We start from the raw sequence: 16541 nt of genomic DNA, 5'->3' as shown, positions 1-16541 counted from the left end.
GAAATATATGACGATGGGAGAGGGTGTGTCCAGAGATATTTCGGAACACCGAAAGAATCTTCTCCAGGCACTCGGCGACGCGGGGCGGGAGAGCAGCAACGCCGCGGTCATGTACCACACCGTCATGAGCGGGCTGCTCGGGCTCGGCGTGACCGAGTGGAAGGCCCTTGACCTGCTACAACGACTCGGGCCGCTGACCGCGGGCGAACTGTCGCAGCACACCGGGCTGGCTCCGGCCTCCGTGAGCGGGCTGGTGGACCGGTTGGAGGCGAAGTGGATGGTACGCCGCGTCCGCGACCTCAAGGACCGGCGCCGGATCATCGTCGAGATCAACCCGGAGCAGTTGTCCGGGGCGAGTGCCGAGGCGATCGAGGTGTTCGAGCCGTTGATGCGGGGACTGGCTGATCTGTACGACGCGTACACGGACGAGCAGTTGGAGCTGATCCTCGACTACGTGACCAGGGCGGCGGCGGTCCAGCGCGCCGCGACCATCATCCTCACCGAACGCCGATCCCGTGATTAGGGCTTGACACATCGCCCCATTCACCCCAACCTAAACCGCATGGGTTCCCTGTGATTCTCGCACCGGACGCGTAGAGCGCTGCTCCGCGATCCGTTCCGCCATCGATCCGTTCATTTTCGATGCGGCATTTGTGCCGAGAATCGGAGGTGGCTGCTTTATGCGTGCTACCCAACTATCGCTCTCAGACATCACCAAGCGTTACGAAGACCGCGTCGTCCTTGACCGGGTGACCTTCACCGTGAAGCCCGGCGAGAAGGTCGGGGTCATCGGGGACAACGGCTCCGGCAAGTCCACGTTGCTGCGGTTGATCGCGGGGGCCGAGACGCCCGACAACGGCGACCTCACCGTCGTGGCGCCCGGCGGCATCGGGTACCTGCCCCAGGCACTCGACCTGCCCGCCGGATCCACGGTGAACGACGCCATCGACTGGGCCCTCCGCGACCTGCGCGCCCTGGAGGCCCGCATCCGCACAGCCGAAACCCGCCTGGCCAAAGCCGACCCCACAACCCCACCCACCCCGCCCAACGAAACCTTGGCCACTCCGCCAACAGCTACGGCCACCCCGCCCGCGGCCACCCCGGCCACCCCGGCCACCCCGGCCACCCCGGCCACCCCGGCCACGGCCACCCCGGCCACCCCGGCCACCCCGGCCACCCCGGCCACCCTGGCCACGGCCGCCCCGCTTACGGTCACCTCCACTCCGGCTTCGGCCACCCCGTCCTTGGCCACCCCGCCTACGGGCTATGTGTCCGCGGGCGCCAGCGCTACCGGCTCCGCGCCCGCCGGCGCCGTGTCCTCGGGCGACGGCACCTCGGCCATGCTGGAGGTGGAGCTGGCTGCCTATGGGGAGTTGGTGGCGGCTTTTGAGGCGCGGGGCGGGTACGAGGCCGACGCGCGGGTGGAGGTGGCTCTGCATGGGCTGGGGCTCCCGGGGCTGGATCGGGCACGCCCGCTGGACACCCTGTCCGGCGGCGAACTCTCCCGTCTCGCCCTGGCCGCCACCCTCGCCGCGGCACCCGAACTGCTCCTCCTCGACGAACCCACCAACGACCTGGACGACCAGGCCGTCACCTGGCTAGAAGAGCACCTACGCGCCCACCGCGGCACCGTCGTGGCCATCACCCACGACCGGGTGTTCCTGGACCGGATCACCTCCACGATCCTGGAGGTCGACCAGTCCCAGGTACGCCGCTACGGCAACGGCTACACCGGCTACCTCACCGCGAAGGCGGCCGAGCGGGCGGCATGGGCGCTGGAGCACGAGGAGTGGAAGAACGAGCTGGCCCGCCACGCCACCCTCGTCGACGCCAACGCCTCCCGCCTCGGCGCCATCCCCCGCAAGGTCGCCAAGGCCGGCATGGGCACCGGCGCCTGGCGCGCCCGCTCCCGCGCACACGGCGCGATGAGCCGCATCCGCCAGTCCAACCAACGCCTGGACTGGCTCCGCACCCACCCCGTCCCACCTCCACCGGCCCCCCTCCGCTTCACCCCCACCCACCTCTCCCCGACCACCCCGACCTCCCCGACCTCCCCGACCACCCCGACCACCCCGACCACCCCGACCACCCACCTCTCTCCGGCCACCCCGGCCACCCCGGCCACCCCGGCCACCCACCTCTCCCCGACCGCTCCCGGCCGGGGCTCCGCGACCCGACCGGGCCGAGTGCCGATGGGAAGGCCGGACGCTGTGACGGCGTCTGGGCCGGACCGGCCGTCCACTGCCGAGCGGCGTTGGGTAACCGGCTCCGATCGGGCGTCTGCGGCCGTATCGGGCGGGACGTCCACTCCCGGGACGAAACAAGCGGCTGGCCCCGATCATGTGGCTGGGCCGGATCATGTGGCTGGGTCGGAGTGGCCATTCGGGGTGGAGCGGGTTGACGGGGTGGAGCGGGCTGGGTTGGTGGAGCTTGGTGGGGTTCGGGTGGGGGAGCGGCTCAGGCTGAGCTTCCTGCGGATCCTGCCCGGCGAGCGGCTGCTGGTCACCGGGCCCAACGGGGCGGGCAAGAGCACACTCATGCAGGTGCTGGCCGGCGAGCTGGTACCCGACGCCGGGACGGTCAAGCGCCCGCCCCGCGTGGGGTACCTGCGGCAGGAGGACCGGCCGGGGCGGATGGATCGGACCGTGCTCGGCGCGTTCGCCGAAGGGCGGCCGGGCAGCATGGACGAGCAAGCCGACGCGCTGCTGTCGCTGGGGCTGTTCCGTCCCGCGGACCTGCGGTTGCGGGTGGGTCAGCTGTCGTACGGCCAGCGCCGCCGCATCGACGTCGCCCGCCTGGTCAGCCGACCCGTTGACCTGCTCCTCCTGGACGAGCCCACCAACCACCTCTCCCCTCTCCTCGTGGAACAACTGGAGGAGGCCCTGTCCGCCTACGAGGGCGCGTTGGTGATCGTCACCCACGACCGCCGCATGCGCGCCGCCTTCCAGGGCTCACGCCTGGAGCTCAAAGACGGCCACCCCACCACCTAGCCCACCCGCCCCGTGCTCATCCACACCCTGTGGATGAGCACGACGCCACCAGCCAGGCCGCCCAGCAGGTGCCTCTGATCAGACACGGTTCCTGTAGTCAGGGCGGGGCGGAGCCCAGGGCAGGGCGATGCGGGGCATAGCGAGTGGCCAGGCACGACAAGACAGCAGAGTGGCCGGACCCGGCAAGGCGGCAGGGTGGCCAGGCACATGCGTCAGCCCGCCCCACCGCCCATGCCAGTGGACAGCGCGGCAGCGCGACGGTGGGGCAGCGGGCCGCGACGGGGCGGCGGCGGGGTAGCGCGATGGCGGGTCGGGCAAGGCGGCCGGGGGCACGCGTCAATCCCGCCCCGCCACCCAGGTCACCGGACGGCGCGGCGGCGAGGTAGCGCGATGGCGGATCACGCAAGGCCAGGCGCACGCGTCAGTCCCGCCCCGCCGCCCACCGGAGGCAGCGGGACGGCGCCCGGCGCGGCGGTGGGGCGGGGGTGATGTGGGGTGGGTTGTTAGGGTTCGGGGGTGGATTGGCGGATCGCGGTGGTGATGTCCGTTACGCGGTCTGTCAGGAGGCCGATGGCGCCCACCGTCCGGGTCACCGGGTCGTCTTCGGCTCCGCCCAACGCCCTCGTACGCAGGTACGCGGCCTTGATGGCGGTCCAGCGCTCCTGCTGTTCCGGTGTCAGGCGCCCCCTGAGCTCGGCGAGCTTGAGCAGGTTGGCCTCGGCGTCGGAGGTGAGCGTCTGGGCCTCGCCGACGTAGTGGTCGTCGATCACCGCCTCCAGTTCGGCGTCGTTCATGGCGGGCACGATCCGCTCGGCCAGCTTGTTCATGTTCCGGTAGGAGCCCTGCAGCTTGTACGGCGGCTCGGTTCGCGCGTCGTCCGACTGCGCCGCCGAGGCGATGTACGCCTGGTTGTTGGCCAGCACCACTTCCTGCACCCGCACCAGCTTGGCCAGCACAGACAGGATCTGGTCCAGCTCGACCTTGGAGTAGGGGTGTTTGAGCTGGTCCGAGCGGACCGCCTGGTCGCCGCGCGCCAGCCGTACGAGCAGCTCGACGTCGGAGCGGTCGCGGGTGGAGAGCGGGGCCAGGACGGGGTTGGAGGTGAGGGCGTTGTCCACGTAACTGAGGGCGAACAGCTCGTCGCGGCCGGAGAGCACGTCGCCGAGGTTCCACACGTCGGCCCGGTTGGCGAGCATGTCGGGGATGCGGAAGCGCTTGCCGGACTCGGTGTACGGGTTTCCGGCCATGCACACGGCGAAGCGCTTGCCGCGCAGGTCGTAGGTGCGGGTGCGGCCGTTCCAGACGCCTTCGATGCGGCGCTGGGCGTCGCACAGCGAGATGAACTTCTGCAGCAGCTCGGGCGAGGTGTGCTGGATGTCGTCGAGGTAGAGGAGCGTGTTGTTGCCGGTCTCCAGCGCGAAGGAGATCTTCTCGACCTCCTGGCGGGAGGTGGCGTCGGGAGCCTCCTGCGGGTCGAGCGAGGTGACGGCGTGGCCCAGGGCCGGGCCGTTGACCTTGACGAAGACGAGGCCCAGGCGGCTGGCGACGTACTCCATGAGGGTGGTCTTGCCGTAGCCGGGCGGTGAGATGAGCAACAGGAGGCCCATCTGGTCGGTGCGTTTGCCCGCTCCCGCGGCGCCGAGCTGCTTGGCCAGGTTGTCGCCGATGAGCGGAAGGTAGACCTCGTCGAGCAGGCGGTTGCGCACGAAGGCGCTCATGACCTTGGGCTTGTACTCGTCCAGCCGCAGGCGTTCGCGCTCGGCCGCGACCAGCTCGACGCGGCGCTTCTGGTAGGCGCGGAAGGCCGGGACACGTTCGGCGGCGAACATCCTGGTTCTGGTGAGGATCTCGTCGAGGCGCAGCGGCAGCGTGCGCTCGGTGATGCGCGGGTGGGCGCCGAGCAGGCCCTCGACCACGGCGCTGACGCTCGCGCTGGATTCGTAGCGGGGCAGGTCGCCGCAGAGCTGCAGGGCGATGGCCTCGGGCAGCTCGGGTGACTGGTCGAAGGCGCCCAGCCAGGCCTCGGCGAGCTGGATGCGCGCGGGCGGGTCCAAGGACTGGAGATCGTCCTCGAACGAGCGCTGCGCCGCCGGGCCCAGCCGGGCGCGGAAGTTGTCGAGCACGGTACGGGCCGCCTTGCTGGTGACGAAGCCGGGCGGGGTGGTGGCCAGCTCCTCCACGAGATATTCCCCGGCCAGCCTGGCCACGCCGGGGGCGGCGGTGATCAGGGACGACAGTTCCTCGGCCAGGGCGGCCACGGCCTCGTGGGCACCGAACGCCTCGCGCGCTCTGACCAGGGAAGACGCTCTGGTGGTGAATGTTTTACGTGAAACCTCGTCCGTGTGGAAGGCCCAGAAGAGCTGCGCCGCCGCTCTGGCCGCGGGGGAGTAGCGCAACAGCCCGGCGCCGTCGCGCAGGCGGATCAGGGCGTCGAGGATCAGGGTGGCGTCGTGGTCGTGGACGCCGCGTTCGTAGCCCTCGTCGTAGCGTTCTTCGGCGGCCCGCCGTACGAGCTCCGCCGAGGGGAGGTCGGCGGTGTCGAGAAGCGCGGCGGCCAGGTGCTCGGCGCGGTAGACCTCGGGTGTCTCCGAGACGAGCAACTGATCCCAGAACGGGCGGGTGTCGGCGAAGTCGGACGGGACGGCCGCCCGGTAGTCGGTGCCGGTGATGGCGAACTGCATCGTTCCGTCGTGGGGGACCAGCGTGAGGTCGACGGGCTGGGTGTTGACCGCGAAGCGGTGGCGCCCCAGCCGCAGCGTCTCGCCGCCGGCGTCGAACAGGTCGAGCCGGTCGCGCAGTGAGCGCCCGGCCTCCTGCTGGGCGGCCTTGACCCGGCCGTCGAGCTCTTCCGCGCGCACCGGGTCGCCCAGGGTACGCAGCTCGGCGGAGACCGACTGGAGCTTGGCGACCATGGGGTCGGTGGCGAAGTAGGTGTTGACCTCGTCGAGCGAGGCCAGCCCGGCCACCCGCCTGGCGACGCTGCCCAGGATGCGCTCGGCCGAGGCGAAGACCCGGTCGGCGCGGCGGGCCCGCTCGTCGAGCTGGCTCTGCTTGCGGGCGGAGAACGCCTCGTAGACGTCCTCCCGCTTGGTGGTGAGCTGGGCGGCGAAGTCGTCGAACTCCCCGAAGCGGGATTCGAGCCCTTCCAGCTGCAGCATGAGCTTGCCGAGCTGCTCGTCGCAGCGCTCCGGGGTGTCGGCCATGGCCAGCGCTCCGGTGATCGCCTGCCCGAGCAGCGCGAACTCGGCGGCGAAGGCGGCCCGCCCCTCGCTGGACAGCAGCTCCCTGCGCCGGCCCTCCAGCACCGCGCGGGCGCGGTTGACGCCGCCGAGCACCTCGGCGATGCGCTCCAGGATGGATGTACGCACGGTGGCGTCGGCGATGTCGAGCGAACCGACCACCTCGGTAACCACCTCGAGCCCCTCGGCCTGGTCGGCCAGCAGCTCCGACACCGGGACGGCGTCGGCCACCGTGGCGATCGCGCCCGCGTCGGCGGCCAGCCGCTCGACCGCGCTGTGGTAGCCGGTGAAGGCGTCGGGACCCTGCAGGAACGCGACCGCGCGGGTACCGGTCTCCTTCAGCTCGGCCGCCAGCTCGCCGGCCAGCGAGTCGAGCCGGGGCAGGTCGATGTAGCGGACCTCGCGCAGCGTCACCAGCCGCCCCTGCGCGCGGCGCAGCGTGGCCAGCAGGCTGACCCAGGCGTCGGCGCTCGCCGGCAGGTCGCCGCGGGCCTGCCGGACGAGGGTGACGGTCTCCTCCTCGGCGGTGGCCAGGGTCCGCGCCGCCTGCGCGGTCAGCTGCTCGACGTTCTCGTACTCGTCGAGCACCTGGCCGGCGGTGGCGCGTACGTCGGTGAGCGGGGTGCGCAGCCCGTGCTCACCGAGCCAGTGGTAGTGGTCGAAGGCCCGCTCGCAGGCGGCGATCAGCGCCTCGAAGGTCGCCGCGGACGGCGACATCTCCTCGACCATGCGCGCCACGGACAGGCAGTCGGAGATGCCACGGACCAGCTCGGCGTTGCCGATGCGCTCCAGCGGCCCCGAGCCGGTGGGCTGGGCGGCGGCGTAGGTGTCGGAGACGTACGGCGTCTGCCACACCTGCATGGGATGGACCCGGGTCGGCTCGTCGGAGGTGGCGCGGAAGACCACCATCGTGCCGTCGTCGAACAGGCTGAACCCGTGGCACGGGATGGGGTTGGCCACCTCCTTCCTGATCACGTTGTACGGCAGCAGCAACGACCGCCCGTCACCCCGGGCGTGGAAGACGTAGAGCACGTCCTCCCCGTTGGGCGAGCGGACCACGCGCTCGAACTCCAGCTCGCTGACGTCGAGGTCGAACGTCTTGCTGACCCCGGTCGCCAGGTAGTAGCCACCGGGGAAGATCAGCCCCTGGTCCTCCGGCAGCCGCTGGCAGGCCTGGCCGATGCCGTCGAGCCTGACCACCGCCTTGGTCCGGGTGTTGAACACCAGGTGCCGCCATTCCGGCTCCTTGTACGGCCGGATGCGCAGCAGGATGAGCGGCCCGACCCGCGCGTAGGAGACGTCGGCGTCGGCCAGCGACTGCAGCGGCTCGGTGACCGGATCGGAGTAGATCCCGTGACCGCTCTCGGTGTTGTCCTCGACCTTGATGGTCAGGTCGCCGCCGACGGTCTCGACGAAGACCTCGCCCTCGATGGAGATGTGGGGATGGCGGCCCAGGACGTGGTCGTCGCGGGTGGTGACGGTCCACTCGAAGTCGTGGGACGCCGGGAACACGTGGTCACGCTCGCCCCGGTTGTCGAGGTATTTGCCGGACAGGTCCCAGCGCAGGACCTTGATGTCGCTCGGCCCGGTCTGGAAGACCGCCAGCAGCTTGCCCTCGACCCGGCGCAGGGTCTGCAGGCGGGTCTCCTTGTAGTACCGGTACAACTCGGCGAAGTCCTTCTGGAAGGCGGGGTCGGTGAGCGCCTCCCACTGTGCCGGATCGAACCGGAACGCTTCGCCGTCGCGCGTGAACCTGTGGACGGAGAACACGTCGTCCACAGCCGTTTCCGGCTTGAGCCCGATGAAGACGTTGTACCCGAACACCATCACCTCGCCGACGGAGACGATGTCCCTGGGCACGCAGTTGTTCCCGGTCCTGATCCGTTCGGTGCCGAGCAGCGTGAGCTCGGCGCCGCCGAAGACCTTCAGCCGCTCGTCGTTGACCGCCTCCGCGGCCTGCGCCAGCAGCTTGGCCTGCGACTGAAGGCGGTTCCTGAGCACCTCATAGGTGCCCGCCTCAAGATCCGCCATGCGCTCAGGCCCTCAGCGCGGCGACCGAGGAGTCGGCGACGCCGAGTCTGCGCGCGGTCTCCAGAAGCTCGGTCAGCTTCGCCTCCGGCCCACCGCTCTGGATCATCTGCATGAGCAGCGCGGACACGGTGATGTTCTTGAGGTCCTCGGTGCCGATCCCGCCGACGATCGCGGCGAGGTCGGCGGGCAGGCTCGCCGATCCGTTGAGGTACGGCTCCGCCAGCGTCCTGGCCACGGCCGAGTGCTCCACGAACCCGTCGACCGCCTTGCCCGCGGTGATCGATCCCACGATCCTGTCGAAGAACATCGTGTCGCCGCCCACGATGTCGATGTCGGCCTTGGCCAGCCCCGCCGCCAGCACTCCGGCCTGCGACTCGGCGACCTTCGCCTGCACCTCGATGCGCTTGAGGTGGACCTCCTTGTCGGCCTCCAGCCGCAGGCGGTACTCCTCGTGCGTACGCGAGGCCTCGTCCAGCGCGGCCAGCGCGGCGGCCTTCTCGGTCAGACCCTCGGCCTCGGCCTTGAGCTTCTCGCCGACGGCCGCGGCGGCGGCGAGCGCGAGGGCCTGCTCGCCCTCGGCGCGGGCCTTGAGCCGCTCGCCCTCGACCAGCGCCATCGCCTTGGCGCCGTCGGCCTCGGCGCGCAGCCGCTCGCTCAGCACCATCGCCTCGGCGCGGCCGACCTTCTCGATCGCCGCCGCGTCGCGCTCCTTCACCTGCACCTCGGCCAGCCCGGCGGCGGCGCTCTCGGCCTGGACGCCTTCCGCGAGCCGGATCTTGGCGCGGGCGTCGAGGTCGGCGGCCTGCTGCCTGGCCTCGGCGAGCACGAGCTCCTCGCGGGCGCGGAACTTGGAGGCGGCCTCGGCGGCCTCGGCGGCCTTGATGTCCTTGACCAGGTTCTCCTGGGCCTCGGCCTCGGCGGCGATGATCGTGGTCTGGCGCAGCCGCTCGGCCTCCTCGACCGCGCGCAGCCGCTTGATGTTCTCCTCCTGCTCGGCGACGGTCTTGTCGACCGCGATGCGCTCGCGTACGACCTCGGCGATCGAGCGCTTCTCGGTCTCGACCTCCTTGTCCTTGGAGATGCGCGACAGCTCGGTCTCGCGCTCGCGGGCGATGACCTCCAGCATGCGGTCCTTCTCGATCCGCTCGGTCTCGATCGCGATCACGCGTTCCTTGTTCTTCTCGGCGACGGCGACCTCGCGGGCGCGGTTCTCGTGCTGGACGCCGAGCTGCTCGTCTGTCTTGATGTTGGCGGCCTGGGCCTTGAGCCGCTCCTCGGCCTGCACGCGGGCGGTCTCGGCCTCCTCGCGCGCCCTCATGGTCTCGATCTCGCGCTTCTGCTTGGTCTCGGCGTCGGCCTGGCGGCGTTCCAGCTCCAGGATCGCCTCGCGGGCGTCCACGTTCTGGCGGGTGATCTCCTTCTCCTCGTTGCGCTGGAACTCGTTGGTCCGCACGTGCTCGATGGCCGTGAGCTCGGTGATCTTGCGGATGCCCTGCGCGTCGAGGATGTTGGACTTGTCCAGGTTGTGGAGGGGCGTCTGCTCCAGGTAGTCGATCGCGGCGTCCTCAAGGCTGTAGCCGTTGAGGTCGGTGCCGATGAGCCGGAGGATCTCGTCGCGGAACTCGTCGCGCTTGGTGTACAGGTCGACGAAGTCCAGGTGCTTGCCGGCGGTCTTGAGCGCCTCGGAGAACTTGGCGTTGAACAGCTCCTGCAGCGTCTCCTCGCCGCTGGCCCGCGCGGTGCCGATGGCCTGGGCCACCTTGATGACGTCCTCGGCGGTCTTGTTGACCCGGACGAAGAACGTGATGCGGATGTCGGCCCTGATGTTGTCGCGGCAGATCAGTCCTTCACGACCGGACCTGACGATCTCCATCGTCTTCACCGAGATGTCCATGGTCTCGGACTTGTGCACGACGGGCAGCACGACGGCGCCCGTGAACGTCACGTCGACCCGGTTGACCTTCGAGATGATCAGCGCCTTGCCCTGCTCCACCTTGTGGAAGAGACGGCTGATGACCACGAGGATCGCGATGACGATGAGCAGGGCGGCGGCCAGCGTGATCGCCAGGCCGAGGGAGATGACACCCATCAGTGGTCCCTTTCATAGGGCATGACCAGGAAGAATTCCCCGGAGGAGGAATAGTCGAAGATGAGGGCGTTGTCGCCGCGGGCCAGCCGGTCGTCGCCGGTCGTCCTGACCTGGACGACGGCGGAGGATCCGTCGGCGGCGGTGACCTCGGCCTGGCCGAAGTCGGAGGTGACCTGTCCGGTGCGGATCACGCAGTGCCGGCCGACGAAGTCGTGGCGCGAGGGGCCGCGCTCGTCGGGATACAGGCGGCGAAGCGGCACGACCAGCAGGCGGGCGCCGAACCAGCCGCCGGCCAGGGCCACGATGAGCACGGCGATCAGCAGGTGTGGCGCGGAGACGAGCTGGCCGCCGATCAGGCTGAGCAGCCAGCCCAGCGTGATCACGATCGACAGCGTCACTCCGGCGGGCGCGCCTGCCAGTCCGAGCCAGGAAGCGTCGACGTCGTCCAGGTCCAGAAGCCCGGTGAGCGCGGTCACCCAGTAGGCGACGACGATCACGAGCAGGAAGCTGAAAAGGACTGTCGGAAAACCCAGCACGGCTTGTAAGAACTCAGACATCTTCCCCCTGGTACATCCCCCGTCGGACTCTATACAGGTAAAGACGAAGTAAAGCGGAAAGTTCCCGATATGGGCAGGTTTGCCGCGCCGTATATGCAAAAGAGCGACCGGAAACCCGGTCGCTCCTTGGTGGAAGGTCAGGCGCGCGCGGCCGCGACGGCCTCCTTGAGGTGTTTCTCGTCCTCGGTGCTGAGCGAGGTCTTGATGATCTCGCCGCCGTACTGCGCGATCTGCTCGATGACCTTGTCCGGCGTGCTCTGGCGGACCAGGAGGAAGAGGGCGGCGGTGCCCGGGGGCATCTTCTCGCCGAGTTCCTTCATGAAGTCGTCGTTGACGCCGACGTCGGTGAGGGCGCCACCCGCCGCGCCCGCGGCCGCGCCGAGAGCCATGCCCAGCAGCGGCATGAAGAACAGCAGCCCGATGAGGCCGCCCCACAGCGCCCCGCCGGCCGCGCCCACGCCGGTGGTGCTGGTGGTCTGGTGCAGCTTGATCTTGCCGTCGTCCTTGCGCTCGACGATGGCCGCGTCCTCAAGCGTGATGAGGTTCTGCTTCTGCAGCTCGAACAGTCGCGTGCGTACGGTCTCCGCGGTCGCGACGTCCGGATAGTCGATGACGATGAGGTTGCTCATGCCGTCCCCCGATTTCTATGAGCTCCTCACCGATAGTACACAGATGGCTACGCGAGGTCGGATGCTTCCCATTCGTGGCACGGCTGGAGCCCGTGGTGGTGGAAGATCACGCCGACCATCTTCTTGGTGGCGGAGTTGTGCACGCCCTGACCGGTCGGGCCGCACGGGCAGTCGTGCGATTCCTCGTGACCGATGGCGTCGTCGAGGGGTCTGACGTGGACGATCTTCTGCATGGTCGCTTGCCCTTCCTTTGGCGGGAAGTTTAAGTCACGGGGTTGACCTCAAGCAAAGTTGAGGATGCATTCTCGTCGGCATGAGCGACGTGATGAGGGCGGCCGCGTTCGCCGAGTTCGGCGGCCCCGAAGTATTGAAGGTCATGGAACTGCCCGCGCCGCAGGCGGGCCCGGGACAGGTCCGGGTCCGGGTGAAGGCCGCGGGCGTGCAGCCGTACGACACCGCGGTACGCGCCGGATGGACCCCGCCGGGCATCGCCGGCGACCTGCCGCGCATCCCGGGCAACGAGTTCGCCGGAGTGATCGACCAGGTGGGCGAGGGTGTGACCGGTTTCGCGATCGGCGCGGAGGTGCTGGGCTTCACGCAGCTCAACGCCTATGCCGAGTACACGGTCGTGCCCTCGTCCTCGGTCACGCCGAAGCCCGCCGGGCTGGCCTGGGAGGTGGCGGGGGCGATGACCGCGGGCGTGCAGACGGCCGAGATCGCCATCGACAACCTGGCGATCGGGTCGGGGGACACCCTGCTGATCCACGGCGCGGCCGGATCCGTGGGCGGCGCCGCCACGCAGATCGCCCGCCGGCGCGGCGCCACGGTCATCGGCACCGCCCGCGCGGTCAACCACGACTACCTGCGTGATCTGGGCGCGATCCCGGTCGAGTACGGCCCCGGCCTCGCCGACCGGGTGCGCGCGCTGGCCCCCGGCGGCGTCACCGCGGCCCTGGACGGCGCCGGCGGCGAGGCGCTGGAGGTCTCGCTGGAGCTCGTGGCGGATCGCGACCGCATCCTCACCCTGTTCGAGCACGGCAAGGCCGCCGGGCTCGGCATCCGCACGACGGTGGGCGAACGGCTGGCCGAGCGCCTGGGCCGCTATGCCGCCCTGGTGGCCGCGGGCGAGTTCAAGTACCACATCCGCGGCACCTACCACCTGTCCGAGGCCGCCGACGCGCACCGCGAGATGGAGACCGGCCACGGCCGCGGCAAGATCGCCATCCTGATCCCGTAACGCCTCAGGCCGGGCGCTTGCGTTCGTTGAAGCGCCCGACCTTGGCACGGTTGCCGCACACGTCCATGGAGCACCAGCGGCGGCTGCTGTTCTTGCTCACATCCAGGAACCACAGCACGCACCGCGGGTTCGCGCAGTGCTTGACCCGCCCGCCCATGACGCGCACGAGGTCGGCCGCCGCCACCCACGCCGCGTGCCACCCGGGCTCGTCCACGACCACCATCTCGTACGGCCCGCCCGCCCCGACCTGGGGCCGCAGGCTCCCGTGGGCCAGCACCGCGTTGAGCCGTTCGTGCCCCCGCCCTTCGAGCGCGTCGCGCATGGCGGCCCGTGCCTCGACCAGCCGCTCCCGCGCGTCAGGGGCGCCCGGCAGCCCGTGGTCGGCGAGCCACGCCTCGACCCCCTCGGCGGTGTCGAACTGGTCGACCAGCTCCCCCTGCCACATCCAGGTCGTGTCGACCAGGTCCAGCCCGACGGGCTCCCCGCGCAGCGGCCGGATCTTCATCCTAACCTCTCAAATCAGTTTGACCGGTTAATCGTTGCCATGCTATCACTTAACCACCAAACTGCTTTTAGCTGGTTAAGGAGTCGTCATGCGCTACCGCACCGCAGTCGTCGAGGGGCTGAACGTCTTCTACCGCGAGGCCGGAGACCCATCGGCGCCCACGCTCGTCCTGCTGCACGGCTTCCCGACCTCGTCGATCGCCTACCAGGAGCTGATCGCCGAGCTGGCCGGGGAGTTCCATCTGATCGCCCCCGACTACCCGGGCTTCGGCCACAGCTCGGCCCCGGCCGCCGACGCCTGGGACTACACCTTCGACCACCTGGCCGACGTCGTGGACCAGCTCCTGGACTCCATCGGCGTCCGCCGGTACGCGATCTACATGCACGACTACGGCGCCCCCGTCGGCTTCCGCCTCGCGCTGCGCCACCCCGAGCGCGTCACCGGCATCGTCACCCAGAACGGCAACGCCTATGACGAGGGCCTGACCCCGTTCTGGGACCAGATCCGCGCCTACTGGGCCGACCCCTCCAAGGAGAACGGCGACGCCCTGCGCGCCCTGCTGACCCGCGAGGCCACCCACTGGCAGTACACCCACGGCGTCCCCGACACCTCCCTGGTCAACCCCGACCGGGAGGCCTTCGACCAGGCGCTGCTCGACCGGCCCGGCAACCAGGAGATCCAGCTCGCGCTCTTCCTGGACTACGGCGTCAACCCCGGCCGCTACCCGTCCTGGCAGGAGTACCTGCGCACCCACCAGCCTCCGCTGCTGGCGGTCTGGGGCAGGGGCGATGAGATCTTCGGCCCGGAAGGCGCCCGCGCCTACGCCCGCGACGTGAAGGAGGCCCGCGTCCACCTGCTGGACGCCGGGCACTTCCCGCTCACGACCCGGCTGAGCCAGAGCGCCGCCCTGATCCGCGACTTCCTGCGCGGGCTGTCGGACTGATGCCGCCGTGGAAGAACGTGGTCAGCGCGACGACCGCGGCCCTTGCCGGGCTCCTGCTGCTGGCCGGGATCACCAGCGCCACCGGCCTGGCGTTGTTCGCCCTGCCGTTCGCGGCCACGGCGGGGATCGTGGCGCTGGCCCCGGCCGCACCGTTCGCCCAGCCGCGCAGCATCGTGCTCGGGCATGTCAGCGCGACGGCCCTGGCGCTGTTCATCACCTCGGTCGCGGGGCCTTCGGTATGGACGGCGGCCGTGGCCGCCGCCCTGTCGACGGCGCCGATGATGCTGCTCAAGGCGCCGCATCCGCCCGCCGGCGCGACCGCGGCGCTGGTCGGGCTCACCGCTCCCGAGCCGCTCTACCTGCTCAACCCGGTCATCCTCGCCAGCGCCGTCGTGATCGCCGGAGGGGTGGTGCTCGGGAAGCTGCTACCCGGCCACAGCTATCCGGCTTCCTGGAGGTGAAGCCGCTACCCGGCCATGGCTATCCGGCTTCCTGGAGATGAGGTCACAGGCGCCGGCGCAACGCCTCGGCGATCGCGACCTGGTCCTGGTCCAGCTCGGTGCCGCCGTCCTGGACGTCCCACAGGGCGTTCTGCAGGAGCCGGCCGTACGTCCAGCCGGCGGCCCGCGTGGGGTCGAGCGCGAGCCGGTCGACCAGCAGGTCGAACCGCCGGAGCACGGCGCGGTGCACGTCGCCGGTGGCCACGATGTCGTCCCAGCGGTTGTCCAGGGCGGGCCACAGGTCGAATCCCGGGTCACCGGCCAGTGGCTTGGGGTCGATGGCCAGCCAAGGCTCGCGCCCGGCTGCCAGGACGTTCTCGTAGTGCATGTCCCAGTGCAGCAGCCGGTCACCGGGCTCGGTGACCAGTTCGGCGACGACCGAGGCGCACGTCGTCAGCCACGCCCGGTCGCTCTCCTTGACCAGGGCGGCCACCGCGTCCGGGGTCTCGTCGATCATGTCCTGGGCGATGTCGGCCAGGCGGCGCATGCCCTCGGGTGCCGGATGGGCGACGAGGCGGGCCAGCAGGTCGGCCAGGATCGTCAGGGCCTTGGCGTCGTCGGCGACCGTCGCCAGGGTGCGATGGCCCTCCAGCCGTTCGAGCAGCAGTGTGCCGGTGGAGGGATCCTCGTCCAGGAGGCGGACCATGGCGTCGCCGTTCCAGACCTTCAGGCCCATCGCCTCGCTGGCGTTCTCGTCGTTGACCGGCTGCAGCTTGAGCGCGGCCGGTACGCCGTCGGGCCTGATCACGGGGAGTACGAGCGAGACGAACCCGTGCATCGGCTCCCCGTCGAGCCGTAGCCCCCACTCATCGAGGTAGCGCCCGGCCAGGGCGGGCAGGCCGGCGATCCAGGTGGGGCCGCCCTCCTCGCCCTCGCCGATCTCGTCGTGGTTGCTGATGAGCTTGGCGGGTATTTCGATCTTCGTCACAAACGTCCTAGAAATGCCAGGGGAAGGGCGACCAGTCGGGCTCGCGCTTCTCCAGGAACGAATCGCGACCCTCCGCCGCCTCGTCCGTCATGTACGCCAGCCGGGTCGCCTCACCCGCGAAGACCTGCTGTCCGACCAGGCCGTCGTCGATGAGGTTGAAGGAGTACTTCAGCATGCGCTGCGCGGTGGGCGATTTGCCATTGATTTTCCGCGCCCACTCCAGGGCCGTGCTCTCCAGCTCGGCGTGGGGGACGGCGGCGTTGACCATGCCCATGCGGTGGGCGTCCTCGGCGGTGTAGGTGTCGCCGAGGAAGAAGATCTCCCTGGCGAACTTCTGCCCGACCTGGCGGGCGAGGTAGGCGGAGCCGAAACCGCCGTCGAAGCTGGCCACGTCCGCGTCGGTCTGCTTGAAGCGGGCGTGCTCGCGCGAGGCCAGCGTCAGGTCGGCCACGACGTGCAGGCTGTGCCCGCCGCCCGCGGCCCAGCCGGGGACGACGCAGATGACGATCTTCGGCATGAAGCGGATGAGGCGCTGCACCTCAAGAATGTGCAGGCGGCCGGTGGCCGGGGTCCCGTCGGCGTACTGGTAGCCGTCCTTGCCGCGGATGCGCTGGTCGCCGCCGGAGCAGAAAGCCCAGCCGCCGTCCTTGGGCGAGGGGCCGTTGCCGGTGAGCAGGACGCAGCCCACGTCGACGCTCTGGCGGGCGTGGTCGAAGGCGCGGTAGAGCTCGTCGACGGTCTGCGGGCGGAAGGCGTTGCGCACCTCGGGGCGGTTGAACGCGATCCGCACCGTGCCCTGGTCGACGGCGCGGTGGTAAGTGATGTCGGTGAAGTCGAAGCCTTCGACTTCCTTCCACGCCTGGGGATCGAACAGCTCGGAGACCATGACGGCG

General features: G+C 70.2%; 13 protein-coding genes and 1 pseudogene. 6 read left to right on the top strand and 8 right to left on the bottom strand.

Annotation, left to right across the window (positions count from 1 at the left end; all coding sequences use genetic code 11):
- Nucleotides 1-25 precede the first annotated feature (25 nt).
- The 3 genes and pseudogenes from ACIBKY_RS42130 (at nt 26) to ACIBKY_RS42120 (ending at nt 2990) form a co-directional block, all read left to right on the top strand.
- Nucleotides 26-523 (top strand): MarR family winged helix-turn-helix transcriptional regulator, encoded by a 498-nt coding sequence (locus tag ACIBKY_RS42130; protein ID WP_397106088.1) that lies wholly within the window; start codon nt 26-28, stop codon nt 521-523.
- Between the two features lie 157 nt (nt 524-680).
- Nucleotides 681-998 (top strand): annotated as a pseudogene (locus tag ACIBKY_RS42125) (ATP-binding cassette domain-containing protein); the annotation flags it as partial.
- A 342-nt stretch (nt 999-1340) separates the two neighbouring features.
- Nucleotides 1341-2990 (top strand): ATP-binding cassette domain-containing protein, encoded by a 1650-nt coding sequence (locus tag ACIBKY_RS42120; RefSeq protein ID WP_397106492.1) that lies wholly within the window; start codon nt 1341-1343, stop codon nt 2988-2990.
- A gap of 503 nt (nt 2991-3493) precedes the next feature.
- Here ACIBKY_RS42120 and ACIBKY_RS42115 read toward each other — a convergent pair.
- The 5 genes from ACIBKY_RS42115 to ACIBKY_RS42095 all read right to left on the bottom strand — a co-directional run bounded on the left by ACIBKY_RS42115 (nt 3494) and on the right by ACIBKY_RS42095 (nt 11768).
- Nucleotides 3494-8260 carry a DNA repair ATPase gene (locus tag ACIBKY_RS42115; protein WP_397106086.1) on the bottom strand — a complete coding sequence of 1589 codons (4767 nt, stop codon included), beginning with the start codon at nt 8258-8260 and terminating at the stop codon, nt 3494-3496.
- A gap of 4 nt (nt 8261-8264) precedes the next feature.
- Entirely contained in the window at nt 8265-10349 is a 2085-nt protein-coding gene (locus tag ACIBKY_RS42110) for an SPFH domain-containing protein (protein WP_397106085.1), read from the bottom strand.
- Complete coding sequence (locus ACIBKY_RS42105) at nt 10349-10906, bottom strand: hypothetical protein (protein WP_397106083.1); 558 nt, start codon at nt 10904-10906, stop codon at nt 10349-10351. Before ACIBKY_RS42105 ends, ACIBKY_RS42110 begins: the two co-directional genes overlap by 1 nt.
- A 137-nt stretch (nt 10907-11043) precedes the next feature.
- The gene (locus tag ACIBKY_RS42100) at nt 11044-11535 is read right to left on the bottom strand and encodes a DUF1269 domain-containing protein (RefSeq protein WP_397106081.1); all 492 of its coding nucleotides are present in this window, start codon (nt 11533-11535) and stop codon (nt 11044-11046) included.
- Between the two features lie 47 nt (nt 11536-11582).
- The gene (locus ACIBKY_RS42095; RefSeq protein WP_184959265.1) at nt 11583-11768 is read right to left on the bottom strand and encodes a hypothetical protein; all 186 of its coding nucleotides are present in this window, start codon (nt 11766-11768) and stop codon (nt 11583-11585) included.
- 80 nt (nt 11769-11848) lie between these two features.
- Between ACIBKY_RS42095 and ACIBKY_RS42090 the strand changes: the two genes are divergently transcribed.
- On the top strand, nt 11849-12772 hold the full coding sequence (locus ACIBKY_RS42090; protein ID WP_397106079.1) for an NADP-dependent oxidoreductase: 924 nt from the start codon (nt 11849-11851) through the stop codon (nt 12770-12772).
- 4 nt (nt 12773-12776) lie between these two features.
- On the opposite strand, the gene ACIBKY_RS42085 is transcribed toward ACIBKY_RS42090, so the two are convergent.
- Entirely contained in the window at nt 12777-13277 is a 501-nt protein-coding gene (locus ACIBKY_RS42085) for a CGNR zinc finger domain-containing protein (RefSeq protein ID WP_397106077.1), read from the bottom strand.
- 88 nt (nt 13278-13365) lie between these two features.
- Between ACIBKY_RS42085 and ACIBKY_RS42080 the strand changes: the two genes are divergently transcribed.
- Together ACIBKY_RS42080 and ACIBKY_RS42075 are read left to right on the top strand one after the other, a co-directional pair.
- On the top strand, nt 13366-14220 hold the full coding sequence (locus ACIBKY_RS42080; RefSeq protein ID WP_397106075.1) for an alpha/beta fold hydrolase: 855 nt from the start codon (nt 13366-13368) through the stop codon (nt 14218-14220).
- Entirely contained in the window at nt 14220-14681 is a 462-nt protein-coding gene (locus ACIBKY_RS42075; RefSeq protein WP_397106073.1) for an HPP family protein, read from the top strand. The genes ACIBKY_RS42080 and ACIBKY_RS42075 overlap by 1 nt, the downstream gene beginning before the upstream one ends.
- Nucleotides 14682-14724: 43 nt before the next feature.
- Here the strand turns inward: ACIBKY_RS42075 and ACIBKY_RS42070 are convergent, their stop codons facing one another.
- Nucleotides 14725-15648 carry an aminoglycoside phosphotransferase family protein gene (locus ACIBKY_RS42070; protein ID WP_397106071.1) on the bottom strand — a complete coding sequence of 308 codons (924 nt, stop codon included), beginning with the start codon at nt 15646-15648 and terminating at the stop codon, nt 14725-14727.
- 7 nt (nt 15649-15655) lie between these two features.
- Nucleotides 15656-16534: a 1,4-dihydroxy-2-naphthoyl-CoA synthase gene (locus ACIBKY_RS42065; RefSeq protein WP_184959270.1), complete on the bottom strand. Its 879-nt coding sequence runs from the start codon at nt 16532-16534 to the stop codon at nt 15656-15658.
- Nucleotides 16535-16541 lie beyond the last annotated feature (7 nt).

The organism is Nonomuraea sp. NPDC050394, assembly GCF_044459065.1.
Taxonomy (GTDB): domain Bacteria; phylum Actinomycetota; class Actinomycetes; order Streptosporangiales; family Streptosporangiaceae; genus Nonomuraea.
This window is presented reverse-complemented; position numbering and strand designations above follow the sequence as displayed.

Excerpts from the sequence above, each read along its gene's own strand:
- ACIBKY_RS42120 (WP_397106492.1), top strand. The coding sequence starts at position 1,341 with ATGCTGGAGGTGGAGCTGGCTGCCTATGGGGAGTTGGTGGCGGCTTTT.
- ACIBKY_RS42115 (WP_397106086.1), bottom strand. The coding sequence starts at position 8,260 with ATGGCGGATCTTGAGGCGGGCACCTATGAGGTGCTCAGGAACCGCCTT.
- ACIBKY_RS42110 (WP_397106085.1), bottom strand. The coding sequence starts at position 10,349 with ATGGGTGTCATCTCCCTCGGCCTGGCGATCACGCTGGCCGCCGCCCTG.
- ACIBKY_RS42105 (WP_397106083.1), bottom strand. The coding sequence starts at position 10,906 with ATGTCTGAGTTCTTACAAGCCGTGCTGGGTTTTCCGACAGTCCTTTTC.
- ACIBKY_RS42100 (WP_397106081.1), bottom strand. The coding sequence starts at position 11,535 with ATGAGCAACCTCATCGTCATCGACTATCCGGACGTCGCGACCGCGGAG.
- ACIBKY_RS42095 (WP_184959265.1), bottom strand. The coding sequence starts at position 11,768 with ATGCAGAAGATCGTCCACGTCAGACCCCTCGACGACGCCATCGGTCAC.
- ACIBKY_RS42090 (WP_397106079.1), top strand. The coding sequence starts at position 11,849 with ATGAGCGACGTGATGAGGGCGGCCGCGTTCGCCGAGTTCGGCGGCCCC.
- ACIBKY_RS42085 (WP_397106077.1), bottom strand. The coding sequence starts at position 13,277 with ATGAAGATCCGGCCGCTGCGCGGGGAGCCCGTCGGGCTGGACCTGGTC.
- ACIBKY_RS42080 (WP_397106075.1), top strand. The coding sequence starts at position 13,366 with ATGCGCTACCGCACCGCAGTCGTCGAGGGGCTGAACGTCTTCTACCGC.
- ACIBKY_RS42075 (WP_397106073.1), top strand. The coding sequence starts at position 14,220 with ATGCCGCCGTGGAAGAACGTGGTCAGCGCGACGACCGCGGCCCTTGCC.
- ACIBKY_RS42065 (WP_184959270.1), bottom strand. The coding sequence starts at position 16,534 with ATGGTCTCCGAGCTGTTCGATCCCCAGGCGTGGAAGGAAGTCGAAGGC.